This is a genomic window from Ectobacillus sp. JY-23 (assembly GCF_023022965.1).
Lineage (GTDB): Bacteria > Bacillota > Bacilli > Bacillales > Bacillaceae_G > Ectobacillus.
On sequence record NZ_CP095462.1, the window covers coordinates 785,610 to 811,709 of the forward strand.

Annotated in this window: 30 protein-coding genes; 12 read left to right on the forward strand and 18 right to left on the reverse strand. The window is 39.4% G+C overall.

Annotated features, from left to right (window positions below; genetic code table 11):
- Window positions 1-2: 2 nt before the first annotated feature.
- From MUG87_RS04080 to MUG87_RS04095, 4 genes are all read left to right on the forward strand, one after another.
- Complete coding sequence (locus MUG87_RS04080) at window positions 3-995, forward strand: ABC transporter ATP-binding protein (protein ID WP_247085767.1); 993 nt, start codon at window positions 3-5, stop codon at window positions 993-995.
- Between the two features lie 101 nt (window positions 996-1,096).
- Window positions 1,097-1,864 (forward strand): sensor histidine kinase, encoded by a 768-nt coding sequence (locus MUG87_RS04085; protein ID WP_247085769.1) that lies wholly within the window; start codon window positions 1,097-1,099, stop codon window positions 1,862-1,864.
- Complete coding sequence (locus MUG87_RS04090) at window positions 1,861-2,553, forward strand: response regulator transcription factor (protein ID WP_247085771.1); 693 nt, start codon at window positions 1,861-1,863, stop codon at window positions 2,551-2,553. Before MUG87_RS04085 ends, MUG87_RS04090 begins: the two co-directional genes overlap by 4 nt.
- Window positions 2,550-3,881: an SLC5/6 family protein gene (locus MUG87_RS04095; protein ID WP_247085773.1), complete on the forward strand. Its 1,332-nt coding sequence runs from the start codon at window positions 2,550-2,552 to the stop codon at window positions 3,879-3,881. Before MUG87_RS04090 ends, MUG87_RS04095 begins: the two co-directional genes overlap by 4 nt.
- 73 nt (window positions 3,882-3,954) lie before the next feature.
- On the opposite strand, the gene MUG87_RS04100 is transcribed toward MUG87_RS04095, so the two are convergent.
- Window positions 3,955-5,670: a M4 family metallopeptidase gene (locus MUG87_RS04100; RefSeq protein ID WP_247087490.1), complete on the reverse strand. Its 1,716-nt coding sequence runs from the start codon at window positions 5,668-5,670 to the stop codon at window positions 3,955-3,957.
- A 368-nt stretch (window positions 5,671-6,038) separates the two neighbouring features.
- Here MUG87_RS04100 and sipW point away from each other — a divergent pair, with 368 nt between their 5' ends.
- Both sipW and MUG87_RS04110 read left to right on the forward strand, forming a co-directional pair.
- Complete coding sequence (sipW, locus tag MUG87_RS04105; RefSeq protein ID WP_247087491.1) at window positions 6,039-6,572, forward strand: signal peptidase I SipW; 534 nt, start codon at window positions 6,039-6,041, stop codon at window positions 6,570-6,572.
- A gap of 68 nt (window positions 6,573-6,640) precedes the next feature.
- On the forward strand, window positions 6,641-7,300 hold the full coding sequence (locus MUG87_RS04110) for a TasA family protein (RefSeq protein ID WP_247085775.1): 660 nt from the start codon (window positions 6,641-6,643) through the stop codon (window positions 7,298-7,300).
- 282 nt (window positions 7,301-7,582) lie between these two features.
- On the opposite strand, the gene MUG87_RS04115 is transcribed toward MUG87_RS04110, so the two are convergent.
- Window positions 7,583-8,011: a hypothetical protein gene (locus MUG87_RS04115; protein WP_247085777.1), complete on the reverse strand. Its 429-nt coding sequence runs from the start codon at window positions 8,009-8,011 to the stop codon at window positions 7,583-7,585.
- Between the two features lie 144 nt (window positions 8,012-8,155).
- The gene (locus MUG87_RS04120; protein ID WP_247085779.1) at window positions 8,156-9,025 is read right to left on the reverse strand and encodes a serine/threonine-protein kinase; all 870 of its coding nucleotides are present in this window, start codon (window positions 9,023-9,025) and stop codon (window positions 8,156-8,158) included.
- Between the two features lie 158 nt (window positions 9,026-9,183).
- On the opposite strand from MUG87_RS04120, the gene MUG87_RS04125 reads away from it, so the two are divergent.
- Window positions 9,184-9,648 carry a DinB family protein gene (locus tag MUG87_RS04125; RefSeq protein ID WP_247085781.1) on the forward strand — a complete coding sequence of 155 codons (465 nt, stop codon included), beginning with the start codon at window positions 9,184-9,186 and terminating at the stop codon, window positions 9,646-9,648.
- A 470-nt stretch (window positions 9,649-10,118) separates the two neighbouring features.
- On the opposite strand, the gene MUG87_RS04130 is transcribed toward MUG87_RS04125, so the two are convergent.
- Both MUG87_RS04130 and MUG87_RS04135 read right to left on the reverse strand, forming a co-directional pair.
- A complete protein-coding gene (locus MUG87_RS04130; RefSeq protein ID WP_247085783.1) occupies window positions 10,119-10,394 on the reverse strand; it encodes a PqqD family protein in 276 nt (91 codons plus the stop codon).
- Window positions 10,391-11,173: a hypothetical protein gene (locus MUG87_RS04135; RefSeq protein ID WP_247085786.1), complete on the reverse strand. Its 783-nt coding sequence runs from the start codon at window positions 11,171-11,173 to the stop codon at window positions 10,391-10,393. The genes MUG87_RS04130 and MUG87_RS04135 overlap by 4 nt, the downstream gene beginning before the upstream one ends.
- A 328-nt stretch (window positions 11,174-11,501) precedes the next feature.
- Between MUG87_RS04135 and MUG87_RS04140 the strand changes: the two genes are divergently transcribed.
- The 3 genes from MUG87_RS04140 to MUG87_RS04150 all read left to right on the forward strand — a co-directional run bounded on the left by MUG87_RS04140 (window position 11,502) and on the right by MUG87_RS04150 (window position 14,744).
- The gene (locus MUG87_RS04140) at window positions 11,502-11,711 is read left to right on the forward strand and encodes a hypothetical protein (protein WP_247085789.1); all 210 of its coding nucleotides are present in this window, start codon (window positions 11,502-11,504) and stop codon (window positions 11,709-11,711) included.
- Between the two features lie 84 nt (window positions 11,712-11,795).
- Entirely contained in the window at window positions 11,796-13,592 is a 1,797-nt protein-coding gene (locus tag MUG87_RS04145; protein WP_247085793.1) for an ABC transporter ATP-binding protein, read from the forward strand.
- A 30-nt stretch (window positions 13,593-13,622) separates the two neighbouring features.
- Complete coding sequence (locus MUG87_RS04150; RefSeq protein WP_247085796.1) at window positions 13,623-14,744, forward strand: nucleotidyltransferase family protein; 1,122 nt, start codon at window positions 13,623-13,625, stop codon at window positions 14,742-14,744.
- Window positions 14,745-14,777: 33 nt separating this feature from the next.
- Here the strand turns inward: MUG87_RS04150 and MUG87_RS04155 are convergent, their stop codons facing one another.
- The 4 genes from MUG87_RS04155 to MUG87_RS04170 form a co-directional block, all read right to left on the reverse strand.
- On the reverse strand, window positions 14,778-15,899 hold the full coding sequence (locus MUG87_RS04155; protein WP_247085799.1) for an NADH-dependent flavin oxidoreductase: 1,122 nt from the start codon (window positions 15,897-15,899) through the stop codon (window positions 14,778-14,780).
- A 43-nt stretch (window positions 15,900-15,942) separates the two neighbouring features.
- On the reverse strand, window positions 15,943-16,260 hold the full coding sequence (gene trxA / locus MUG87_RS04160; RefSeq protein ID WP_247085802.1) for a thioredoxin: 318 nt from the start codon (window positions 16,258-16,260) through the stop codon (window positions 15,943-15,945).
- Window positions 16,261-16,279: 19 nt separating this feature from the next.
- Window positions 16,280-16,666, reverse strand: a complete 387-nt coding sequence (locus tag MUG87_RS04165; RefSeq protein ID WP_247085805.1) for an IDEAL domain-containing protein — start codon at window positions 16,664-16,666, stop codon at window positions 16,280-16,282.
- A 96-nt stretch (window positions 16,667-16,762) separates the two neighbouring features.
- Window positions 16,763-17,182 (reverse strand): Rrf2 family transcriptional regulator, encoded by a 420-nt coding sequence (locus MUG87_RS04170; protein WP_247085807.1) that lies wholly within the window; start codon window positions 17,180-17,182, stop codon window positions 16,763-16,765.
- Window positions 17,183-17,459: 277 nt separating this feature from the next.
- Between MUG87_RS04170 and MUG87_RS04175 the strand changes: the two genes are divergently transcribed.
- Entirely contained in the window at window positions 17,460-18,056 is a 597-nt protein-coding gene (locus MUG87_RS04175; RefSeq protein WP_247085810.1) for a LysE family translocator, read from the forward strand.
- Window positions 18,057-18,082: 26 nt separating this feature from the next.
- On the opposite strand, the gene MUG87_RS04180 is transcribed toward MUG87_RS04175, so the two are convergent.
- From MUG87_RS04180 to MUG87_RS04215, 8 genes are all read right to left on the reverse strand, one after another.
- Window positions 18,083-18,571, reverse strand: a complete 489-nt coding sequence (locus MUG87_RS04180; protein ID WP_247085812.1) for a class F sortase — start codon at window positions 18,569-18,571, stop codon at window positions 18,083-18,085.
- Window positions 18,572-18,644: 73 nt separating this feature from the next.
- Complete coding sequence (locus MUG87_RS04185; RefSeq protein ID WP_247085815.1) at window positions 18,645-19,439, reverse strand: DUF4397 domain-containing protein; 795 nt, start codon at window positions 19,437-19,439, stop codon at window positions 18,645-18,647.
- 241 nt (window positions 19,440-19,680) lie between these two features.
- Window positions 19,681-20,076: an aminoglycoside phosphotransferase family protein gene (locus tag MUG87_RS04190; protein WP_247085817.1), complete on the reverse strand. Its 396-nt coding sequence runs from the start codon at window positions 20,074-20,076 to the stop codon at window positions 19,681-19,683.
- A 132-nt stretch (window positions 20,077-20,208) separates the two neighbouring features.
- Window positions 20,209-20,664, reverse strand: coding sequence for a hypothetical protein (locus MUG87_RS04195; protein ID WP_247085819.1), 456 nt, complete (start codon window positions 20,662-20,664; stop codon window positions 20,209-20,211).
- Window positions 20,665-20,723: 59 nt separating this feature from the next.
- Window positions 20,724-21,674 carry an MBL fold metallo-hydrolase gene (locus MUG87_RS04200; RefSeq protein ID WP_247085820.1) on the reverse strand — a complete coding sequence of 317 codons (951 nt, stop codon included), beginning with the start codon at window positions 21,672-21,674 and terminating at the stop codon, window positions 20,724-20,726.
- Window positions 21,675-21,777: 103 nt separating this feature from the next.
- Window positions 21,778-22,518 carry a UMP kinase gene (pyrH, locus tag MUG87_RS04205; RefSeq protein WP_247085822.1) on the reverse strand — a complete coding sequence of 247 codons (741 nt, stop codon included), beginning with the start codon at window positions 22,516-22,518 and terminating at the stop codon, window positions 21,778-21,780.
- Window positions 22,519-22,898: 380 nt separating this feature from the next.
- Window positions 22,899-23,495: a thermonuclease family protein gene (locus tag MUG87_RS04210; RefSeq protein ID WP_247085824.1), complete on the reverse strand. Its 597-nt coding sequence runs from the start codon at window positions 23,493-23,495 to the stop codon at window positions 22,899-22,901.
- Window positions 23,492-23,866 (reverse strand): MerR family transcriptional regulator, encoded by a 375-nt coding sequence (locus tag MUG87_RS04215; RefSeq protein WP_247085827.1) that lies wholly within the window; start codon window positions 23,864-23,866, stop codon window positions 23,492-23,494. The genes MUG87_RS04210 and MUG87_RS04215 overlap by 4 nt, the downstream gene beginning before the upstream one ends.
- Window positions 23,867-23,982: 116 nt before the next feature.
- Here MUG87_RS04215 and MUG87_RS04220 point away from each other — a divergent pair, with 116 nt between their 5' ends.
- Complete coding sequence (locus MUG87_RS04220) at window positions 23,983-24,741, forward strand: SDR family NAD(P)-dependent oxidoreductase (protein ID WP_247085829.1); 759 nt, start codon at window positions 23,983-23,985, stop codon at window positions 24,739-24,741.
- Window positions 24,742-24,896: 155 nt separating this feature from the next.
- On the opposite strand, the gene MUG87_RS04225 is transcribed toward MUG87_RS04220, so the two are convergent.
- Window positions 24,897-25,943 carry an NAD(P)/FAD-dependent oxidoreductase gene (locus MUG87_RS04225; RefSeq protein WP_247085831.1) on the reverse strand — a complete coding sequence of 349 codons (1,047 nt, stop codon included), beginning with the start codon at window positions 25,941-25,943 and terminating at the stop codon, window positions 24,897-24,899.
- Window positions 25,944-26,100: the final 157 nt, after the last annotated feature.

The following is a 26,100-nucleotide window of genomic DNA, read 5'->3' on the forward strand; positions in this document are numbered from 1 at the left end:
ACATGAAGGAAATTACAGATAAACAGGTCATTCTGCAAGTTGATCACTTGAAGCAATACTTTCCTGTCAGAAGCAATCCTTTTCTACTTCCCAAATCTCATGTAAAAGCGGTCGACGATATTTCCTTTCATATTTTCGCGGGTGAAACATTAAGTATTGTTGGAGAATCCGGCTGTGGCAAATCCACAACAGGGCGAGCCATCTTGCGTCTGGATGAACCTACAGACGGACAAATTCACTACAGCGGCAAAAATATTTTGAACTTCAACAATAAAGAGCTGAGAAAGCTCCGGGGCGATTTGCAGATCATCTTTCAAGACCCCTTCGCTTCTCTCAATCCCAGACAAACCATCAAACAAATATTGAATGAAGCGATGTCCATTCAAAAGGTCACAGAAAAACCGCAGCGTACGGCCCGTATGTTGGAGTTGCTTCAATACGTGGGACTCCCCCCAGAATCGCTCGATCGCTATCCGCATGAATTCAGCGGCGGACAGCGCCAGCGGATCGGTATCGCAAGAGCGCTTGCCGTAAACCCAAAGTTAATTGTTTGCGATGAAGCAGTGTCCGCGTTAGATGTGTCGATCCAGGCGCAAATCTTGAATCTACTCAAGCGCCTGCAAAAGCAATTCCAATTAACTTTTCTGTTTATTTCACACGACCTTAGTGTCGTACGTCATATATCAGATCGTGTGATGGTCATGTATTTAGGAAAAATAGTGGAAATCGCTGATAAAAAGTCACTTTTCCAAACACCGCTTCATCCCTATACAAAGGCCTTGCTATCAGCCATTCCCATCACAAATCCCGAACTGCGCAAAGAGCGTATCATGTTAAAAGGCGATGTACCTTCACCAATTGATCCGCCGACCGGCTGCCGCTTTCATACAAGGTGTCCGCATGCGGTGGCAATGTGCAAAACGGAAGCCCCCCCCTTACAAGAGTTAGAGAAAGGACATTTTGTAAGCTGTCATTTTACGAAAGAACTTATGTAAAAATCCTAATATATTTTCAAAAGTTTCATAATTTTGTACAATAGTATTACAGGATAGGGAGTTTTGTTAACTCCCTTTTTCTCTATGAAGGAGAACGCTATATGTTAACATTGGATGCTTTTTCAATTTATATCATGTTTTGTGTGCTGGCACCGTTGCTTGGTACATTTACATTGTTATTTTTGTTCATATTTGAAAAACGGATTGACCTGTTAGAAAAACAAAAACGAGAAATCGCCCTGGAACGCGAGCTGCAAACAGCTCTTTATAATCAGCTCAATCAAGAAATACAGCCTCATTTCTTTTTCAATACGCTGAACAGCATTTTAAGTTTGGCCAGACTGAATCGAAAATCCGAGTTGATTCGCTCCATAGAAACACTATCCAAATTGCTCAAATTCAAATACAGAACTATTGAGCCCTTCATCACCATCGACGAAGAGCTTACATATGTCAACTACTATTTAGAGATACAAAAAATAAGGTTCAGGGATCGTCTTTTTTATGAAATCGAGCTCATGCAAAATGTGACAGAAGCCGTTACAATTCCCTTTTTAATCCAAACGCTTGTCGAGAATGCTTTTAAACATGCATTTGAGCAAGTTCCGGGAGACGCGCGTTTGCGTATTGAAGTGAAGCAACAAAACCAGATGATTCTCATATCCGTTTGGAACAGCTGCGCCACGCAACGGAGCAATGCGAACAGGGAACATGGTCTTGGTCTTGATAATATTTCAAAAAGATTAAATCTGTTATTTTCACCTGACAAAACAGCGATCGATATGATTCATTTTGAAAACGGGACAACAGTTTCCGTTATATTTCCTTTTATTAGAAAGTCACAAATGAAAGCAGGTGCCACAGTATGAACATATTGCTTGTAGACGATGAACCATTGGAACTGGAGCAGCTAGAGTATTTAATCCACAATCGTTTTTCAACCTGGCATATACATAAGGCTCGTGATGCTTCACAAGCTATGCAAATCGTTCAATCCGAGCAAATCGCTCTGGTCTTTTTAGATATTCAGCTCCCTGGCAAATCGGGACTGGAGCTAGCATCTGATTTGACCAAAATATACAACATGGACATAATCATGGTCACAGCGTACCAAGACTTTGAATACGCGCGTACTTCCATTCGCTTGGGTGTTACCGATTATATTACCAAGCCCGTTATTGAAGAAGAATTGTTGACCATTTTGGAACGCTACCAGCATTCCCATCCCTACTCCGAACAAATTCTGAAGACCTTGCAAATCATTCATCAGGAATATAACGAGAAGCTCACCTTGCAATACTTGGCTTCTCACATCCATATCAACGCCACCTATTTAAGCAGAAAGTTCCAGGAAGAGGTTGGGATGGGATTTTCCGAGTATCTCAATGATTTCCGCCTGAAAACAGCGATGAAAATACTCTTGGACCATCCAAATCTCAGCATACAGGAGGTCTCGGAGCGCTGCGGGTTCAACAGTCAGCATTATTTCAGTCAAATGTTCAGGCGCTTAACGGGTGAATCACCTAGAGATTATCGCTTGAAGGGGAGTTTTCGTTGAATAAAAACTATCAAACCTATATAGCCGGGAGTATAAAACTAGGTCTCGGCTTTGGCGTGGTCATTCTTTTGGCAAGATGGGTAACAGGAAACACCATACTATCTTCCCCTGAGACCTTAATTAAATATGGACTGGCCGGAGGGATTGGCTATTCTATGATGGGGGCGTTCGCGCTTATACTATTCGGTCTGCTGGCCAAAATAATTCGAGAACGCTATACCGAACATCAAACGATTGGCGATGTTTTACGCGCCAAATTATCTCCTACGGGCTACTGGTACATGATAACCCTCTTGCTTGTGACCAGCTTCGATTCTTTGTTCGTGCAAGCAATGGGTGCCGGTATCCTGTTTCATATAATTTCCGCTCTACCGGTTTTCGCGGGCATGCTTCTATTTTTACTGTTTTGCTTTTTGGTCGGAGGCATAGGTGGCATGCAGCGCATTCATCAGCTTGCGGGCGTTAGCGTTACTTTCGTTTTCATCGCCGTCATCGTCATTCCGGTTTATTTCTATATCCAAGAGGGTGTTCGTCCCGTTTACGAGGGTGTCAGATTATATCATCCATACTTGCTGTATATTAAAAATACCGACGTCGTTTCGTTCATTGCCACCGCTATTTTGATCGGCTTCGGACAAATCATAATCGACCGGGCGACGTGGCAACGCATTTTCATTTTACAAAAAGAAAAAGTGCGCATGGCCTTTACACTTGCGGGATTGATATGGGCGACCATTCCGTTGGCTCTATCCTCGCTGCTTATGATTATCATTTTTGGAAGAAGCTACGATACTTTGTATTCTTTGCTGTTTGAACTGGTCGAAAAAATTCAGTCCACCATGTTGATCGTCTTTTTTCTGCTATTTTGCTTCAGTGCCATTTCATCCGCGTTCAGCGCCGAGCTTCATGCAATCTGTACGTTGCTTGTCAAAAATGTTATCGCTCATTTCCAAGAGCTGACGAATCGCGAACGTTGGAAGTTCTCGTTTTTGTCTTCGGGCATCATTTGTACTATCTTGCTCATCGCGGTATCACTCGTCACGCCAAGTCCGTTGGAGCTGCTATTCTTCTTTGGCAATGTCTATGCCGCTATCATTGCCCCCATGCTTTGCATCGTCCTATGGAAATCACGCGTGCCCATCATCGTGCCTTTCGCTTCTCTACTAGGTAGTACAGGGGGATATATCACGTTAACGTTTGTGGAAAACCTCACCGCGATTTGGGTTAGCTTTCTCCTATCTACCATAATTTGTATATCTACCGTTATCTATCACATTACCTTCCACAAACGAAAGGTGAGCTCGTTACCGGAAACTACTTTAAAATGAAAATAGTATTTCAATGGGGTTTCGCACATAGCTGAAAAGGAGAGCGATTGATAATCGCTCTCCTTTTTCATGATTACTCAGCCGGTACACCAACCGCATCATACGCAGCAATAACTGCTTTCGTTTCTGTAGATGGTTGTCCAGTCGTTCGATTGTCCGGATATAGATCGCGAGCAGATTGAATTGCTGCTTGGCGCATTTCTTTAAAGCCAGAAGAAGGCGTCAAGTATAATGTTAGTGCACGATAGTAAATCTTTTCCATTTTCTGACGTGTAATACCAGTTACAGTTACACCATTGTGCGTACCACCGGCTGCGATTAAATAAGCAGCTTTGTTGTTAATGCTACTGTTGATGTGAACGCCACCTTTATCTAATGTACCAATATAACGATCAGCATAAGTGTCAGGATACTTATTGTCTTTTAAACCATAAGCAGCAGAAAGAGATTTTGTTTTCGGATTGCTCATAGAACGAAGACCACCGTCATTCAATTTGTTTGGTGTATAAATATCTTCTCCCATCTCCCATGCGTCAGGCGGAGTTACAGTAATTCCACCCGCATACAGCTCTGCCAATTCACCGAAAATATCTGCTAAAGATTCGTTTATTGCACCTGATTCATCCTGGTACGTTAAGTTTGCTGTTTTTTCAATCACACCGTGTGTAATTTCATGACCAGCAACATCTAGTCCCCCTGCTAACGACCCAAGTAGTACACCATCACCATCTCCGTATAACATTTGCTTTCCGTTCCAAGCTGCGTTGTTCCACTTAGAACCAATATGAACTGTACTAATCATCGGCATAGCTTTATTATCAATACCGTTACGCTTATGAACAGATTGATAGTATTGATTTATTTTAATTGAATTGGTGTGAGCAGAAACCGCTGCTGGATCTGCAAAGAATGATGTATTTGATCTTACTTCAAACCCAGTAAATCCGAACAACGCACTTAATAAAATAAATGACGTTTCCGGCATACGACGTGCATCAAACGTAGCAACAGGTACAATATTAGGATTTGTCAGAGTTCCACCTGCAATAGCACCACCATACAGATAATTTTTACCATCTGCGTTATTCTTTACAGAGATGAAGCTTTGCTTTTTACCGAACACATCTAATCCTGTTCCTGTAATCGGTGTAACATTCGCAGGATCGATGGCTTCATGGGCCGCATTAAAGTGTTCTAACACTTCACCTGTTGTCGCATCCACAAAATAGTGGAAATAACCCGGCGCCGGGATAGAAGTAGATAACTTTACTAGATATGTTAAGCGGTGTTGTCCATCTTTTGGAAGAATCGTAAGTTCTGTTTCAATACCATCATAATTGTTAACTGCGCCAATAGACGCTTCTACTTCAGTTTTCGCAATAGATTCTGCATCTTCTTTAGCAATGGCAGCTTCTGTTGGAATAACTGATCGACTTAAGTTTTGTGTAACATTGCCAACAGCGGCATATACATTGTTGTTTGCATCTAGTGCTACAGCTTGTCCAGATCCATAAATCGGAATACCTTTGTATTGCTCAATAGTACGCACATGATATGTATTCGTTGTACTATCTTTGATGCTGTTTACAATTTGAAACTGATTTGTTGTAACAAAAGATCTTGCCGTATTCAATACTTGAGATTGAAGATAAGCGAGCGCTACCTCTTCTGGAGTCGTTGCGCTTACTTGTGTTTCTTCTGCATATACCTTCGGTGCAGTTGTTGGCAATACACCGCCAGCCATGAAAGATAATGCAAGTACAGCTGGAATTGCTGCTTTTTTACTCATCTTTTTTTGTTTCTTCTGTTTCAATCCAATCACCCCTTGTGCAATTTGTAAGAAAACTCAACTTTATTATTTAAAAAATTCAGAAAAAAAGCAATTGGGTTAATTATCTTACTATTTGACTACATTCTACATATACAAGCGCAATTTTCGACAAAAAAAAACAAGGTTTTAAGCTTGTAATAACCCAATTTCCTTTTTCCGCTAAGTGCGTAATAATGAATGTCAAAGGATTTAATTGAGAAAGAGGTGAAATGAAGCGTCTCTAGGGAAACAGTTGATGCACCTAGCTTTACGTAACGTTTCATTAGTCGAAAGAATTTTCAATAACAATAAGGAGATAGGACATGAGGAATACGCTATTAAAAATAATGACGGGTATTATACGTACTGTTTTTACATTGATCATATGTGCACTTGCGTTTGTTATTTTAAGCTCTCGCTTTTCAGGTAGCGATCCAACACTAGCTGGTTATCAGCTCAAGGCCGTTTTATCCGGATCAATGGAGCCCACATTTCAAACAGGCTCAATTATCGCAATTAATATCAAACAAGATCCAAGCAAATATGAAAAAGGCGATATCATCACATTTCAAATAGAAAATCAATTAGTGACACACAGAATTGTAGAGGTACTAACAAAAGGTGGACAAGTTTCTTACAAAACAAAAGGTGATAACAACAATACCGTGGACTTATGGACTGTGTCTGCATCTACTGTTGTTGGACAATACAATGGCTTTACCATTCCATATGTAGGATATGCACTAAATTATGCAACCTCAAAAGTCGGATCAGCATTACTGTTGTTTATTCCCGGAGCATTGCTATTCCTATCCGCAGTACTTTCCATCATTGCCTCTTCAAAACGATTTGAGGTAAAAAAGCACTCTGAAATTGGTTAACCCACCTATGTGTTTCTACAACACATAGGAGTTTACAATACTTTATACATATTGAAGGAGGAGAAAGAATGAGCTTTTTTAAAACAGTTAGCAAGGGTGTTATGACAGCAAGCTTAGGTTTAGCATTAATGGGAGGAGGAACACTAGCTTACTTTAGCGATAAAGTAGAAACACAAAACGCATTCGCAAACGGTACACTAGATTTAGCTGTGAATCCGACAGCGGTTGTAAACATCAGCAACCTTAAACCTGGCGATACTGTGTATCGTGAGTTCACACTGACTAACAGCGGTTCATTGGATATTAATAAAGTATTACTGGGTACCAAATATGAAGTAGAAAATGCACAAGGTACAGAAGAGAATACAGATGATTTAGCAAAACATATTAAAGTAAGGATTTTGTACAATACGAGTAGTGCTACATCTACCGTTGTTGAAAAAACATTAGCTGAATTAAAAGATATGACACCAGATATTACAGCAATCGGCAGCTTTGTTGGAAGCAATAATGAGACTGGCGCTCTTCCAATACCAGACGGTATTCCAGCTGATGATGGCAAAGGCCTAGGAAACAACATTGAAAAATTATTTGTTCAATTTGAGTTTGTGGATGATGGAACAGATCAAAATCAGTTCCAAGGTGATACATTAAAAGTAGACTGGACGTTCAATGCACAAACTGGTGGCGGTACTGAGTATTGGGATGAAGACCCAGATACAAACTAATGAAGAAAGGCGCGTGAATAGCACGTGCCTTTTTTGCTTTTATACTTCTTATGCTGCTAGAAACTAAAAACACTTATTTTATCTCATACTAAGTACAAGTAGGTTGCATCCAAATACTTCAATCCATTTCAAGGAGGACTACATGATAAGAATTTTACCTGGGGCTATTCTATCCTATATTCAATACGGCTACTTGCAGATACCGAAAGTAATTAGAAGTCGATGTCCGCACTGCGAAAAACTGAGTGAAGTTACACCTTGCGATTGTAACTCTTTTGTTTCTTATACAAACAGCACAAATAAACGCCATACTGTCACAAGGAAAAATACACCCAACACACCACAAAACCCCCACTTTGTAAATTGTTCTATTCGGTTGTGAATCTTTCCTTTTCCTGTCCGCTCTTCTGTTAAATGTTTAATGTCTGCTTGTAATTGCTCCGTCTCTTCTTCTATCTCTACAAGCCGGTTATCTAGTTTTTGTGTACTAGCCCCAGATACATTGATGGATTCTACTAATAAGCTCATATCATCTAGTTTTTTCTTTTCCTCTTGCAAATCTGTCAGTCGCTCGCTTTTGCTCTTGATTTGTCTATCAATCTCTTCTTCTTCTTTTTTAAATACAAACAACAAGTAACCTAGCAGGACAGCAAATAAACTGACTACAATTACAATAGATAATATAGGTATACCAGATATACCATAATTCATTTTCTCATTCCTTTCCGTTCAGCGTGTCCTTATCAGTATATGGGGCATTTTTTAAACCATGCTAGCTTTAGACAGCTTATACAAAAATATACTGACTACAACAAATTTGAAACATATCGCAATATGATAAAAAGCGGAGATGCATCACTCTCCGCCTGCCTCACACCATGCTTGAAAAAAAGCTTTCACCGAAGTGTATCGCTCTTCCCTGTTCTCTTGTATTGCTTTTCTTGCAACTTCATACAAATCTTTATTTGCCTCCCAATATGTAAATGAACGATTTCGACCGTCACCTAGCAATACAAATGCTGCGGCCCCCATGGCGAAGACATTGGTTTTTTCATCAATGACCGCACCGAAGGTAACTTCTTCCGGTGCCATAAATCGTGATGATCCCCACATTCTCCCCGCTTTATTCACATATGGCTTGGGACTATATAAATCAATATCACACATTTTCGTGGTGTGATTATCAAAATCGTACAATATGCTCCCATCATAAAAATCAATTGCCACATAATTCTTTGCTTCAACGTGCACGTGAAAAGAAAATAAAGCGTGTAAGGAAGCAAGACGCTGTGCCACTGATAACTTACGATATCGATGAAATGGGGATCTTGGTTCCGTATATTTACTGTCACCTGGAAACGACCGAGGCATATGTAACGACTCTCCAGAAAACCAATCAAAGATAGCCGCATAACCACATGCAGTTGGAAAGTGATGCTGCAGCGTTACCAAGTGCGGATGCTGTAATACTTCGTATCGCAAAACGGCTTGCTGCAATACTTCCACTGCATACTCCGGCTTCTCTTCATACATCATCGTTTTGGCGCCAGCATACTTCACAAACTGCTTGGCACCATTCTTCGTCACACCAAAACAAAGATTCCCTGAATCTTGTTCTGCAAATACAGCGAAAACGGTTCCAAGCTGCGCCAGCCACTGAAAATCATGATGCTCACGTAACGCAAATCTTTGATTATCTATTTCGATCATCACAAAATCGTTCATCTTATCTCCCTCCTTTTTGTCCAGCTAAGCTTAAAAAAACTAAAACTATTTAATAAATTTAAATATATATCTTAGTTGTTTACACTAGCTTTTTAGCTCACAATCCGATATATTCATAAAGGTAAGCTACATACTTTTTGTAAAAGGGAGGAATTACTATGAATCGCGCATCGCAATTCATTCATAACTTTTTGGCACATCGCAACGTAACTGTCGATTTAATCAACAAAATTGAGCAAGGTAACTATGACTTTAAGCCTACAGAAACTTCTATGACGGCAGAAAAGCTTGTCACACATATGCTCACGTCTTTTTATAAATTTGCTGCGGTTGTAAAAGCCGGTGATGTTTCACCGCTAATGGCACCGATTGAAGATACAGAAACAAATCTTATCAAGCTTGCAGATAAGTATACAAACGAAACAATTGCCCTATTAGAGTCTTTAACGGATGAGGATTTTGATCGCGTGATTGACCTGACGCGCGTGTTTGGTGCAAGCCTACCTGGTGCACATGTGCTACAAATGGCATATGAACACGAAATCCATCATAAAGGCAATCTTTTTGTATATGTTCGAGCAATGGGACATACAGAGCTTCCTTTGTTTGTAAAACGCGGATAAAAACAGGCGACTCCTAATAAAGTCGCCTATTTTTCCAAAAGCTTGTACAACGCTTTTTAAAATTATAATATCTTTTGCAATAAATAGGAACTGTCGGACATACGCTAACAACAAACGACCATATGCGAAACAATATACTGTCTGCTGTTAGAATATATCTCTTTTTTTGAATCCAGAGTAACTTTCCAATCAACTCTTCAACGGTAAACATAGGATCATGACAAACATTTGTATCACCTTTGCATATATAGAACTCTCCATCACGTCCTATACACCTATGACCGACAAGTTTTCCATGATTAGAAATAAACAGAAGGATATCTCCTCGTTTTATATCGCCTAGATGTGTGAGAGAAACAAATCGGCAAATATCTCCTTCTCGAATCAGAGGATACATACTTACTCCTGATGAAGGTAAATCTAACCATCCTTTATGGAGAAGCAAATGCTTGAATTGGTAGCACTCTAAATTAGACATGTTGCTCATTCATAATTAACCCTATCTTCTGTAGCTCTTTTATAAATGATGCTGTATCTTGAGCTACAACAGTATAATCAATAGCATACGTCGCCACAATTTCTTTAATAATACTGTCTACACTTTGCTTTGCTTGTATTCCTTTCAGAATAGAAGCACCTACTTCATTTATTTTCGTAATAGTAAAACTCTCTGTATCAAGAACCACCCATTCTCCGTCCATTTCTACAATATCCAAATTAGCCGAACACTGATACGTTATACTCATACGATAACCTCCCAAAACCGATTATTTTTTTGAAAATACATGTTATGTATAGATGTTTGTACAACTAACCGCTTACACATTTCAAGCAATTTGACAGTTTCTTGTTCATCGTGTTGCCAGTAAAATACTTTATCAATCATACCTATCAATGCATCTGATTTTTTTAGAGGTATTGCTTTTATATCTAATGACTGGTTTAAGAAGTAAATCCCTGCTAGTGGTAGTGGAACATCTTGATATGCCTCCATGAACTCGCTACGAAACGGCGAATTGACAACTCGAATACCTGAATCGCTTATTTTAATTAGGGTTGCTTCATCAGATAATAACGGTCGCGGCATTGATAGTTTTGCAGCTGTTGATTTCCCTGCTCCTGACTGGCCGCTAAAAATATAGGCTTGGCCATTATGTGCCACACAAGAAGAATGAACCATCAATCCCCATTTATGATGCACAATAAAGGCACTGTACAAGTTATGCAGCGCATGCCTTAGAGCAAGTTCATCATACACTGCTATAATGGCATGGTTATAAGTAGGATTTACTAACAATTCATAATCCGCACGTTGATATATAATGCTGGTTTCATTCGTAGAAATATGTACATCATAATTTATAAAAGGCATACCATATCCATCCGCTAGATTTACAGTAAGATCAACTTCTTTATGCGCTTGTTCTTTTGCAGGAAAATATTCCTTAACCCACCTCATCAGTACTTTAGATACAGACGAAATTAAAACACAATGGTCACCAATTTCAATATAGGTTTGTTCCATGCACTGTACTCCTAAGTCATATTTTATAGGCTACTCTTTTTTTACAATATAATAAATTATTCTCTATAAAGAACTTTTAACCTATTTTAATCTCTGTTATTCTTTTTGTAAATATATTTCAATATAAAACTAAATAAATACTTATCGTTGTTCAATCTATGGAAATCCTTTAATTTTACAAGTAAATTACCTTGACATACTATCCCTTAACTTAGCATATCCTCTATGAACAACAAGAAAATAATTGTTTTTTAGTATCTTTACTTTGACTCACCTGTTCTTTATAATGAATGACAAGCGTTATATATTGATAAAAGGAGGTGATGCGATGCAAGCGACAAAAACTTATGAAAAACCAGTGGTAATGCACTCTCAAGCTATTCGCTTTGAAACAGCCCAAAGCTGGAATAAAGGTCACGGCAACCTTGATCACCCAGGTACTGGAAATGGCGGTGTTAATTATCCAAACCCTCCATATACAGGTCCGCACAATGGTGGTAACGGAGGGGGGAATGGAAAAGGGAAGGGCAATCGTTAATAACGCTTTACAATACGGAGACTCGAATGTGAGTCTCCTTGTTTCGCTCATGTATATAATTGAAAGAGAAGATTAGGTGTTTATATGATACGAATTCAAAAAGATACAATCTATCAACATGTGCAAGCATATTTTAAAAAAGACGATATGAAAAAAGCTTTTTCCTTACTATGGCCTTATATTGTTTCCTATCGAATATATTACTTTATTTTACTATTCTTATTGCTTGTTGATATTGCCCTTACCTTACTGTTCGCTTGGATTTTCGGCACAATTTTGGACGCTGCTGTGCAAAGTAACTTCGCACGTTTAAAACAGATTGTCCCGTTGGCATGCGGGCTTACCGTTGTCAGCATTATCTATCATTTTATGGATACGTACATTGAGAATAAAGTAACAAGCGGCATTAAAAGAGATTTAAAAATTGCTCTATTTAAGCACATTTTATTGCTTCGCACAAAAGAAATGAACCGTTTGCGTTCTGGAGAGCTTCTCTCCTATTTTACAACTGATATTCATAGCATTAATGGTGTTGTAGGCCGCAGTTTGATGAACTTAATTCGCTTACCCCTTATTTATGTAGCAGCTCTTATCTATTTATGCAATATAAATTGGACACTGACTATCTTAAATATTGCAGTTGCTCCCCTTGCAGTACTTTCAGGCCTTATTTTCGGATCACTACTAAGACGAAACAGTCGTGTTATGCTGCATTTACAAGATACAATGCACCAGCATGTGAATGAAACATTTACTGGTTTACAAGTAATTCGTTCGTTCACCTTAGAGAAGCTATTTTATAAGAAGTTTACTTCTCAAAATACGGATTTATATACATTAGAATTGCAAAATACGAGATTAAGCGGTTCTTTTTTCGCTGCTGGACAAGCTATTAGCTCTGTTACCTTTTTAATTAGCCTTTGCTTAGGTGCCCTGTTTGTTTTCAAAGGAACGATGACTGCAGGTACGTTGCTCATTTTTATGAACTTGGTAAATTATTTAATCTATCCTTTGACTGAATTGGCCAGTCAGTGGGCCAGCTTTCAACGGGCTATTACATCCGTAGAACGATTAACGGCTGTTTTCCAGCTCCCTACTGAAACTGCTACACTCTCTTCTTATACACCTATACATATAGGAGAAAAGGACATTCACTTCCAAAATATTACGTTTAGTTATGATGGGATAGATCATATTTTACAACAATTCAATCTTCATATACAGGCTGGTAAAACAACAGCAATTGTAGGGTTAAGCGGAGCCGGTAAAACCACCTTGTTTCAACTGTTGCAAGGGTTTTATGAGCCGCAACAGGGGACCATTGCCCTCGGTCACACATCTATAAAACATTATTCGGTTGCACAATTACGCAGTTCTATTGCACATGTATCGCAAGAACCTTTCTTATTCAGGGGTACTATTCGTGAGAACCTGCAAATGGCCAAGCCTGATGTAGACGAAAACACTATGATACAAGCAACAACCGCAGCAAGCATCCATGATTTCATTATGACATTGCCCAAGCAGTATGATACTGAGGTAGGGGAAAGAGGAGTGAATCTTTCAGGTGGCCAAAGACAGCGCCTTGCCATAGCAAGAGCTATCCTAAAGGATGCTCCCATTCTTTTATTGGATGAAGCAACCTCTGCGCTTGACAACCAAACAGAAGAGACAGTAAAAAAAGCAATAGATAGACTAATGAAAAACCGTACAACTCTCATCATCGCTCACCGTTTATCAACCATTCAAAACGCCGATATCATTGTAGTGATGGACAATGGAGATATTGTTCAAACTGGTACACATGAAGAATTGATGAGACAAGATGGTTTATATCGAGAATTATACGCTAATTACTCCTCTACACTGCAAGAAACATAATAATCTTATTAAAGAAAGGCGGTTACGTAGTTGACTATTGCATTATTACAAGCTTTATATAACCCTAGTTATTGTCCACTTCCACAAGAAGATGCATATTATGAGTCGGCTCTAACTAATATTTCTCGTTTTGGCATACAGTCGCAAGTATACTTCTTGTTAAAGCAACAAAACCGCTTACAAGAAACGCCTGCCTTTTTTCAAGAACAATTGTGCCAGGCGTATACCGCGGCTCTCTATCAGAATATTTTCATTAAAAATCAGACACGACAGATTTTCCAAGCTTTTGAAAGCCTGCAGATTGAAGTCATCCCACTTAAAGGTGTGGTATTTGCAGAAAAATACTTTGGGCATATAGGGGCAAGATCTACCTCAGATATTGATATTTTAGTTAAAGAATCTGATATCTATAGAGCTATACAATGCGTAAAAGAGCTTGGATTTACGGAAGAAGAAGAAATGATCCCATCTCACTTTCATTGCAGCTTCAGTAAACTGCTGCCCGGGTCTGAAATCCCTCTTACCGTGGAAATACACTGGCACTTATTAAAGAAACATACATCCTCCCTTCGCATGGCAGATTTTTGGGAACATGCAACGCCTTTGCCATCTTTTCAACATGTAAAAGAACTTTCTATACCTCATACATTCTATATGATTTGTTTACACGGCTGGAAGCACAATTTAAATTCTTTAAAATACTTTTTAGATGTTATACAGATTATTTCAGTAGCAACACACGAATTCAATTATGAAACATTATGTAACGAAGCCAAGAATCATAAAACATATAAAAGGGTATGGCGTACCTTATCAATCGTCTATCACGTATTTCCTGAACTCGTGCACCTTAAAGAGTTGCCGTTTCAGCAAAAATCTAATCTGTGGTGGGAGTATTCTTTTATTTGTGAAACAAAAATAACATACAAGCAATATATCAGCTTTCTTTACTTTACTTTTTTAGATTTCGACACTTACACACATAGGCTGTATGCACTTTTGAACTGGATTGTACCATCTCGTGTCGAACTAGAATTTGAGCTAGGAAGAAACGTAAATAAAGATAGACTTCTAGTAGAATATAGCAAACTGTACAAAAAAAGATTACTTAGTTTTACAAAAACAATTTTTCGTGTAAATCTCTCTCAATAAATGAAAAACAGGTAGCCAAATGCTACCTGTTTTTCATTCCGCAACTGGGAACCAGCCCGGTCTATTTACAATTGCTTGCCAAAGAGGCGTAGGTATAACAAGACGTTCCTGTGCACGTAAATCTAGCTTTGTTTCAATTTCATCCTCTCGACCTTGCTGCACTTTTTCCACCCAGTCTGGATCAATGATTAACTCTCGTCCAATTGCAATCAAAGGAACACCACTTTCCATTGCCTTCATCGCATCGTCTGCTGTATAAATAGAACCAACACCAATGACTGGTACTTTATGTCCAATGCGCTCCTGAATGATTTCTAAGCGAGAACGCGTATCGTTTACACCACGTCTCGGTTTAGACCAAAACTCCATTAGGGAAATATGCAAATAATCCAGATCCTTTTCACTTAATGCATCTACTAATTCCAATGTATCAGCCATCGTGATACCCGGCGTTTCTGCTTCCTCGGGTGAGAATCGATATCCGACAAGAAATGGTTGCTTTGCGTACATTTTAACCGCTTCTTTTACTGCATCAACCACAGCAAGTGGAAATGTTAAGCGTTTTTGCACATTGCCGCCCCATTTGTCTTCGCGGCGATTGGAGTGTGGTGAGAAAAATTGATGAATTAAATAGCCGTTGGCACCGTGAATTTCCACACCGTCAAAACCAGCTTCAATGGCGCGTCGCGTTGTTTCTCCAAACTCACGAATAATTGCTTCAATTTCTACTGTTTCTAACGCTCGCGGTAAAACATCGCTACCTGGAGCTGCAACTGCGCTGGCGCTTACAACATCTTTGTCAACCAAATCAGGCGGACACATACGCCCTCCGTGAAAAATTTGCAAAATTGCTTTTGCGCCTTTCTTTTGAATCGTAGTCGCCAATTGGCGTAAGCTTTCAATCATCTCGTCACTGTCTCCTGCAAATTCACCCGGAAATCCTTTTCCATTTGGTGTCACATATGTACAAGCTGTAATTACCATCCCGACGCCGGTTGAACGACGCGCATAATAAGACAGTTCCTCGCTTGACACGGTTCCATCCAGATTAGCAGAAAAGTTCGTCATCGGTGCCATAACAACACGGTTTTTCAGCTGTACACCGTTAGCAAATGTAAATTCTTCAAAAAGTGATGCATATTGTTCTTTCATCATGTTATCCCTCCATTTTTATTACAAAGCGGGTAACGAAACCCGCTTATTCAGCGTAATTGGAAATCAGTGCTGTTAACGCTTCTTTTGATTGATAGCCCACTGTTGTTTCTACAATCTCACCATTTTTAAATAAAATAAGTGCAGGTATGCTCATAATTTGAAATTGTGCTGCAATAGTCGAATTCTCATCTACGTTAACTTTTACTATTTTTATGGAACCGCTCATTTCCTCATCAATCTCTTCTAATATGGGCGCAATCATGCGACAAGGTCCACACCAAGGTGCCCAGAAGTCTACCAACACCAAGCCTTCTTTTACTTCTTGTGTAAATGTTTGATCTGTTGCGTTGACAATTGCCATACTGTACCTCCTCCTAGTTTTAGTCTCTTGCTTCAAATATTCTTTCGCGTGTAGGAATTGTATTGCCCCTCGTATAACTTGCTTTTTCACTGCGCTCTTTTATTGCGTTTAATTTCGCAGTCAATTCCATAAACCACTCCCTGTCTTCTGTTAGCAAAGCCATATCAATCAATGCTGCAAGTTGTTCCTCTGTTTCTGCAGATATCGCAGCTAATTTTTCTACGCGTTTTTCCAGCAGATGCATACGCTTCCCAACTACAGCTTCATTGTCAGAGACTACCACATTCACTTTGACAATCCCCTTAAGCGCATCCATTGATTCAATATATCCATGAATCAATTCCCCTTCTGGCGCCTCGCCCCTTACCCAATCTCCAACCTTTAGTAGTTTGCTGTTGTACTCCATCTATATTCACCCCTATCTTAATTGTTACAAAAATTATTACAGTTATGTTCCATCTGTAATATAAAAAATTACATTATAATGACGGAAAAATTAAACTTAAGGACAAAGTTTAATCTTTTCCAATACAGAATGAATGGTAATACCGTGTAAATATGCTTCGAAATAGGATTCGGCATCTGCAAAAATGCCATCCATGACCGTTTGGATATTTGCGGACACAAGGCAAGTTTGCTCCGGATCTCCTGTACACCAATGAGGCTTTAGAGTTCCATAAGAGACTGCACGATATACTTGTGCGAGTGTCGTCTCGTTAGGATTACAACTTAATATATAACCGCCGCCGATACCCTCCTTTGTTCTGACAAAGCCATTTTTCCGCAAGCAACTCATAATTTTACGAATTCTAGCTGGATGTGTAGCCACATTTTTCGCAATTTGCTCGCTGCTTGCCATATGCTCAGGTACATAGGCCAAATATACAAGACTATGCACGGCAATCGTAAATTCACTGTTCACATAATCACTTCTTTCATTAAGAAGATTACTGTAATCTTATCGTTTACAGTTTAAGAAGTCAATTTATGTGCTCAAACAACTATCTATATCTCCCTTCAACTGTATGTTATTATGAAAAAAGTATGAATAAAGAAAAGTAATGCATACTGCAACCATAGCGAGCTGGGGATGGTAAGATCCTGGATAAGCAAGGTTAACACTGTGGCTCCCTTTTCCCGCAACAGTCCCCTCCACTAATCAACTTAATATAGCATTTATATAAGGAAAGGAGCATTCTATGTTGTTTATGAAAAGCTTTATTTTAGGACTATCTGTATCTGCACCAGTTGGACCAATAGGACTGCTTTGTATACAGCGAACATTAACGCATGGTAAAACAGCAGGTTTTTTAACTGGGTTCGGTGCAGTAACAGCCAATATGATATACGCTAGTATCGCTGCATCTGGTTTTTCTATTGTATCCTCGTTTTTATTGGAGCAAGAAATATATCTACACATTCTAGGGACAATCTTCTTATTTTATCTGGGCATAAAAACATTCTTAAAGAAACCGGTACAAAGAACTGCACACCTTACAAATGAAACATTATTATCTATGTACATCTCAACTTTTTTGCTCATGATGACAAATCCGGTTACAATTTTGAACTTTACGGCAATGTTTGCAGGACTAGGGTTTGATCAGGAATCAAGTTCAACCATCACAACTACAGCGCTCATTAGCGGTGTGTTTATAGGGGCGTCATTATGGTGGCTGTTTTTAAGCGTAGCAGCTAGTATATTTAGAAACAAAATAAACGTTCATCTCGATTTGGTAAATAAGTTGGCTGGACTGTCTATTATCCTATTAGGTATGTTTTCTTTCATTTCATAGGAATAGCGCGTACGAAAATGTACGCGCTATTCCTTTAATTCCGTATAGACAACGAGCCTCTCCTCGTGATTTTTGGTTTTTCGATCGTAGCGTCCTGCACATGTAATTAAGTTTAACCGTTTTGCGGCTGTGTAACCAAATATATCTTCCACAGGGGCTTGGTCGTACGGATACGAAGCCTTACTTGTTACGACGTATATGAATGTCTCGCCGTTTTTGCCACGGATGATGACTTCATCACCCACCTCAAGTTTTTTTAAGTAAAAGAAAACAGCAGGGCCAAGATAGCTGTCCACATGTCCTGCAAATACGGCATTACCAAACTCACCTGGCTTGGCCCCAGGCTCATACCAGCCGACTTCATTTGTATCTTCTGGTACGCCCATCGACCCGTCTCCTAATAAACCAACGGGTGCGACCGGCGCATTAATACGTAGCTTCGGAATTTCGATACGGACTGGTTCTATCCCTTTTGCGACCGTTGTCGTTTGGGAAACTTGAGGTGCTAGCGGCACGTTTTCTCTAGCCTGTTTCGCGGTAAGATCCGGTTGCCCGCAACCTGCAAGAAGCAGCACCATAATAATATATTTAGTTTGTTTTTGTTTTACGAAACATCAAGATAGTACCAGCAAGTAAACCTGCTGCCGCTGCGTATAACCATACATTAGACGCGCCGCCGTTTCCAGTCTTTGGCATACTTGTTGGCATAGCACTCTCGGACATATTTGTTAATACAATTGCATCAAGTTTCGGCTCACCTTGTGCAAACCCTACTGCTAACACAGTATATAGGGTATTGGCCTTCAATTCTGTTTGCGGCAGATTTAATACCACGTTGTTTGTTCCGGCAGCGCGTACTTCTAAATCAAGTGTTGCAGGATCTACTTCTTTAAAGTCTGTAACACCTTTGAATGGTGCATTGGCAAATAGTGCGTCCCCACCTTTTAATGCTACATCAACAGCAGGTGCATCCGGGGAAAGATGTGCGACACGTACTTTTGTCTTTCCTTCGGTTGTCATTGCTTCGTCATTCATAACAAGAAGCTCTAAATTGGCAACCTTATTAATTGCAGCAACTGTGTAAGATTTACCTGCCTCGACGTTTAATTTTTGTGAAATAACTGGTTTGTTTTCTGCAACTGTACCCGTTGCAAAGATTTGAACCTCATGTTCACCAGCACTTAGTTTTACATAATCCGTAGCCGCTTTAAATGCAGCATTTGTAACAACTGTTTTTCCATCAACCACTACATCAACAGCGGGTGCATCCGGGGATGCATGAACAATTCGTACCATGGCTTCTTTTTGTTCCGCGGCAAACGCGCTTGTTGCCAATACAGAGAACATCATTAAAGCTACTAACAAAGATAAAAATCGTTTCATACTGCAGTTCCTCCCTTTTCACTTGGTATGCATGTCACAAAAATTATACAACACATGTGCAAATGCTACATTTTAGTTATACAAGAGATATTAGCCGGATGTCAAAAGTTTTGAATTTGAGATATCTTGTCTGTATATACTTATAAAAAAGGCATTGTTTCAAGGGATTTCGTTACTTTCACCAACCTACTTTGCATTAGAATCTGACAAACAGCTATGAAAACAGTTGTGAATAGTTAGATTAAATACAAAAAAAGACAATCCTTTTTAGTGGATTGCCTATGTTGTCATATAGAAGCTCTTCATATTGCGTTACACGCTTCTTTATATTCCTTTTATCTCGCATTTGAATCGCATACAGCAGCTCATGAAACACCGTATGATAACGATAATAACGCTGCATTTGATCATAAAAAGTTACATCAAACGGGAACGGATAATTTGTCTTATAATACAAATAAACTAACCTTACAAACTCCTCTCCGTAATCCTCATACAATCTATAAAACTCGTACGCTGGATCGCCGATACACGCGTCTCCAAAATCTATGATACCAGAAATCGTATCTTGATATAATATATGTGTATAACTTAAATCCCCATGAATTAGACAACTCGCAACATTTCTTTGTTGCACCGCTCGTATAAATGTTCTTCGTTTATGATAATGCCAATGTTATCCCACCCTCTCGTCTCAACTCGAAAAGAGGAGATTGAAAGGTTAAGAAACTGCTTTTTGATATAACTTATATAATTCATATTAATCTTTCTACACACCCCAGTGACAAATATAATAAGATTTATTTTGTACTTGTTTAGTGAATACAATAAGTTTATCTAACTGCTCTAGCACTTCTTCTCGTTGAAATTTCAGTTGCTCGTATTCCACCAACTCATTTTCTGTCCACATAAGACCACCAGTAAGTGTAAGTTGATGGGGGGACATTTTAAATAACATCCGCCATGCCTGTAAAATATTACTGATTTTCTCAACAGATTCATCATCTAGTACCGTGATACCCCAACGGTTTAAGCCCAGACCTTCTTCTATCCCAGTTTTGCGCGGTGTTTTACTTGGAATCCATTGCAGTGTGTCCCACATATACACAATTAGATCATCATGTATATATACAACATCTATTGCAGCTTCCACTTGTCGCTCTATAGAAAAACAATATGCATCTACTGTATCCGGTACAAGAAAAAACTCATGCTGCAGACCCATTTCATCCTCCCTATTCCATCATAAGCTGCCTTGTACACGATGTACAAGGCAGCTTATGATTATGATTGCGGCACAACGCGTTCTTGTAGATATTGAAACAAAAACTGCACATTCCACTCATATACATTTGCACCAGCCAATTGCTCATATTGCTGCGGCACCGGAAGTTGCAATATATCTTCTAAAGTATGCTGCGAAGTCTTACAATTCGAAACATACTCTATCATTCCTGTCAAATACGAGCGCATATGTTGAATATCTGTGGCGCTTCCAACAGGTCCGTGTCCAGGAATAAGAGCATCTATAGAAAAACTCTCTACCTTTGTCAATATCTTTAACCACTCCTGCGGCTGACCACTCCCCATCCAAGCATGTGTATTAACAAGAACCAAGTCACCGCTATACAGTACCTTCGCATCCGGTACATACATAAAGGTATCACTTGCTGTATGACCGCCGCCGTAGTGATATATCTCCACCTGACGCGCACTACCCTCAATTACGAGTTTATCTTCTAGCAAAATGTTCGGAGGTGTAAGTTCAAGAAGGTCTAATGAATTAGCTAAGAGCTGCTTATCAGACAGATCATACACAAGCGCTTGCCACATACATTCATTTGTTTCAATTGCAATGCGTTCTTTCAGATGTTTCACATAACTGGCTAAACCAGCTTTTACTTCCTCTTTACTTCTTCCTTTTAATGCTTCTATCATCATATTTTTTGTTGTTGCCGTCGAAATAATAGTAGTATCTTTAAAAGTGACATTTCCATTGGTGTGGTCGCCATGATAATGACTATTTATCACATATTTCACTGTATTACCGGTAAGTTCTTCTGCGGCAGCGCGAAGCTCCGCGGCTGCTTGCGGTAGCATAAACGTGTCAAAGATAAGGGTTTCTTCTCCGAGGTTTACAAAACCAGCGTTACCGAGCGCACCTTTCCCGTCTTTTACAATCGCTGCATATACACCGGGTCTCACTTCTTCGCATGTAAAGTAATGATACGTCATACCGCATTCCTCCCAACGTTTGGATATCTCTTTGTGATATTCGTTACGTCCAAAAAGATTTCCTTGTCACCTGGAAAGAAATTGTTACAGATTGTTGTACAATTTACATAGTTTTAACCTTTGTTCGCCCGCCATGAATGAGTGTACCAATAGCTTCACCGGTACAAATGCGCTTCATTGCACCCTTTTCAAGAAAGTTAAACACATGTACAGGCAAATTAAAGTCTCTTGCTAACAAAAGTGCGGATTGATCCATCGCTTTTAAATTGTTTTGTACAACATCATTATAATTCAATCGCTCATACATTTTCGCACTGCTATCTTGCTTTGGATCCGCAGTGAAGACGCCATCCACACCTTGCTTTGCCACTAAAATGGCATCGCTCTCGGTTTCAATTGCACGCTGTACACTAGGATAATCCGTCGTTACAAATGGCTGTCCGTTCCCACCGCCAAAGATGACAATATAGCCTTTCTCCAAATGATGGACAGCACGCAAGCGAATATACGGCTCAGCAACAGTCGGCGTTGGAACAGATGTCATGACCCTTACCTCTTTATCTGTTTTAGCAGTTAATACCCCTCTTAGCATCAAACTATTAATAATCGTCCCGAGCGTTCCAATATTATCGGCTTCTACCCGATTGATACCCCATTCTTGGGCTAAATTACCGCGAAAAATATTGCCGCCGCCAATCACAACCGATATTTCTATGCCTTCTTCTATAAGAGATAAAATTTCATCAGTGATATGCTCTAAATTTGCCGTGCCAAAGCTGTTGCCGAATTCATCCGCCAGTGCGCCGCCGCTCAGTTTAATTAAAACTCGTTTGTATTTGTTCATTAAAATTCCCTCCTTTGAAATAAAGGCTCTGTTAAAGTTCGTGTTCATTTACATTACGAGGATTCGCTATCTGTAGGCAGTCATAGAGCTGCCTCAGCGCTATGCACCTACGGGGCACTCGCTTAGTCTCATCACCTTCACTCCCATCAAAAAGTTCCAATTAGCAACATCAGGCTTTAACATAGCCAAAATAAAAGGACCAAAGCAAAATGCTTTGGCCCTAAAATAGAAAAGGGGACGACAAAACAAACGTTTGATATATATTTTCATGTAAACCCCTCCCTTTTTTAATGACTCATAATTTTAAATCTTCAAAATTATATAATAAACCCTCTGTATTTTCAATATAAATCTGTATGTTACTTAAACTTTCATCTTATCTAATAAGCCATTCTCAAATCATAGTAGGCTTCTTTTCCTTTTCTTTGCTTCACATAACCCGGTATACTCCATACACCTTTCTTTTCCTCCCGTGCTATTTGCTCAGCTTCTTTAAACTGCTTATATAATGTATCTGTGCCCGGTTCCACGTAGCGAACAATCCCAAGACCCTCGCGAAGCATCTGTGCACCTACGCTCTTTCCATCCACATACACATATGCGAGATAACGGCCATAGCGATCCTGCTGATTTCCTTTATCAAAAACAAGCGTAACCACTTTGCCCATAACCAACTCTTTATGTCTTGCAGATGCCTCCTTGCTCCATGCCATTGGCTTTGTACCAGGCTTAACTGACTCAGTTGAATCAAACAAAAGCGTCCGTACCTTTATCTCTTTACCAGCGTGCTTGCCCTGTTTTGGAATGACAGTAAGCGTATCACCATCTGCACAGCGCACAACCTCTGCTTCTAATTTCTTTAAATCTTTTATTTGTGCCATAAATTCTAGCTCGTCCGTCGGTGCAGCAGAAAAAATACCGCATGCTGATAGACAGAACATAATAGCGCAAAATAATGCTTGCAGTAATGTTTTCATGTTGCTTCCCTCTTTTCTGATTCTAGCATCATTTTATACGAAGCAATCTTGTGAGCAAGTATGCGCTCTGTCTCTTGGAGCGTCTCCATTTGTTGCTTTATGCTGTTATAATGGTCTTCAAGTAGCTGTAGTCTCAATTCCGCAGTACGTTCCCCTTCACTAAATAACTGTGCATATTCTCTAATACGCGCAAGCGGCATTTGCGTTTGCTTTAACTTCATTACAAATCGTAACCACGCTACATGCGTATCTTGATATACTCTTTCACCGTTTTCGCTTCGCTCTGGAACAATAATCTTTTCTTTTTCGTAATAGCGCAACGTATGTGCCGTTAGCCCAAGCATGTGTGCAACCTCACCAATTGTATACATAGCGACCTCCTTTTCACAGCTATAATTATAAAAAAGATTTGACTTAGAGTAAACTCTAAGGACTATAATCAAAATGAAATTGGTCATAATATGAAGCAACGAGGAGGATTTTTCTTATGAAATATACAGTTATCACAGGCGCAAGCTCTGGTATTGGTTACGAAGCGGCACTTGCTTTTGCGGCACGCGGTAAGAATTTGATAATTGCCGCAAGAAGAACAGAGCAATTGGAAGAATTAAAAAAAGCTGTATACAGTGTAAACCCTAATGTCAATGTTATTATCCGTACGACGGACTTGTCCGTTTCTGCAAATGTTCATGCCTTTTACAGTAGCTTAAAAAACTATGAAATTGAGACATTCATCAATAATGCTGGCTTCGGTAACTTCGCTTCTGTAGGCGAGCAAAATTTAGACAAAATCGAAACAATGCTACATTTGAATATCGAGGCTCTAACTATCTTATCTTCGTTATTTGTGCGTGATTATGCTCATGTTCCAGGTACACAATTGATTAACATCTCTTCCGGCGGTGGTTATACGATTGTTGGAAATGCAGTTACTTATTGCGCAACCAAGTTCTATGTAAGTGCATTTACTGAAGGGATAGCTCATGAGCTAAAGGAGCAGAACGCTGCTATGCAAGCAAAGGTACTCGCTCCAGCCGCAACCGAAACGGAATTTGCAAAGCGTGCTTCCGATCTAGATTCCTTTGTATACAAAGGTGTTGTGCCAAAATTCCATACAGCCAAAGAAATGGCACACTTCCTGTTAGCATTATACGATAGCGACAAAGTAGTAGGAATTGTGGACGGCATTACGTATGAATTTGAATTACGTGACCCTATCTTTCATTATGTGAATAGATCACGCTAATAAGCAAAACAAGTAAGGCAGGTTTTGATACCTGCCTTTTTGTAAAAATCAATACATTTTTTACAAATTACATATATGGTTTCTAGAAAAATCATCCAAAATTCATTTTTATAAATGATAATCCATATATTAAAAACATCAAATTATTAAGTTTTCTATCTAATCATTTGCTTAGCCAGCTCACGATTCCGCTCCTTAAACACTTCATTGTGGGAAGATACCATCGCTGCTCTTTCTGCATCGGGCTGAATGTATCGTTTTGCTTGATTTACAGCATTTGCCGCATCTTGAAATGCACCGGCAATTAAGTGTAATTTGCCGTCATGCTTTAAGATATCTCCTGCCGCATATAAACCTGGAACTGAAGATTCACTGTTCGCGTTTCCAGCAATATAATAGTTATCTAACATCTCAATCTGTAATTCACTATCCCCCAGCAAGGTTGTATCCTGTTCATAACCATGGCTGATAATCACTTCATCAATTGTCAAGTAAGACACCTCATCCGTCTCATGATTTGTCAATTCTACCTGTTCAATTACTTGGTCATCCAATCCCGCAATTAACTTCGTAATGGAAGTATGAAATAAGCACGTCGCAGAGCTACTAAGTAGCTGTGTAACCTGTGCCTCATGACCTGCTAAAGCAGCTTTACGATACGTTACGTATACCTTCTTTGCAACTGGCTCCAGTTCGTTGGCCCAATCGATGGCTGAATTGCCTCCACCTGAAATAATAACTGTCTTACCTCTAAAATGCTTCAATGACTTTACCGTATAGTTAAGATTAGAAACCTCAAATCTTTCAGCACCTTCTATATTTAGCTTATGCGGCTTCAATATGCCGCTTCCAACTGCTACAATGACTGTTTTCGAAATATGAGTTTTACCTGAGGCTGTATGCAGAAAAAATAGGCCTTTTTCATCCTTTGTAATAGACTCTACTTTTTCATTTAATACCACTTCTGGGTTGAACGTCATACCTTGCTCGACGAGTTGTTGAATCAATTTCGCTCCTGAAATCGGGGGATGACCACCGATGTCCCAAATCATTTTTTCTGGATACACATGTACTTTTCCGCCCAACTGCGGCTGAAATTCAATAATTTTTGTTTTCATTTCTCGCAACCCACTATAAAAAGCAGCGTATAAACCTGCTGGTCCACCGCCGATAATGGTTACATCGAACACATTTGTTTGCATTTCGTCTACTCCTCACAATCAAAAAGTGATTCTCATTCTCATTTAAATATACCTGTTTCCCAAAGTGTTTGCAATGAGAAAAATTATCATTGACATTATTCACAAATACTTTTATATTGAGATTGTTACCGATTTTGATAATCATTATCATTTTCAG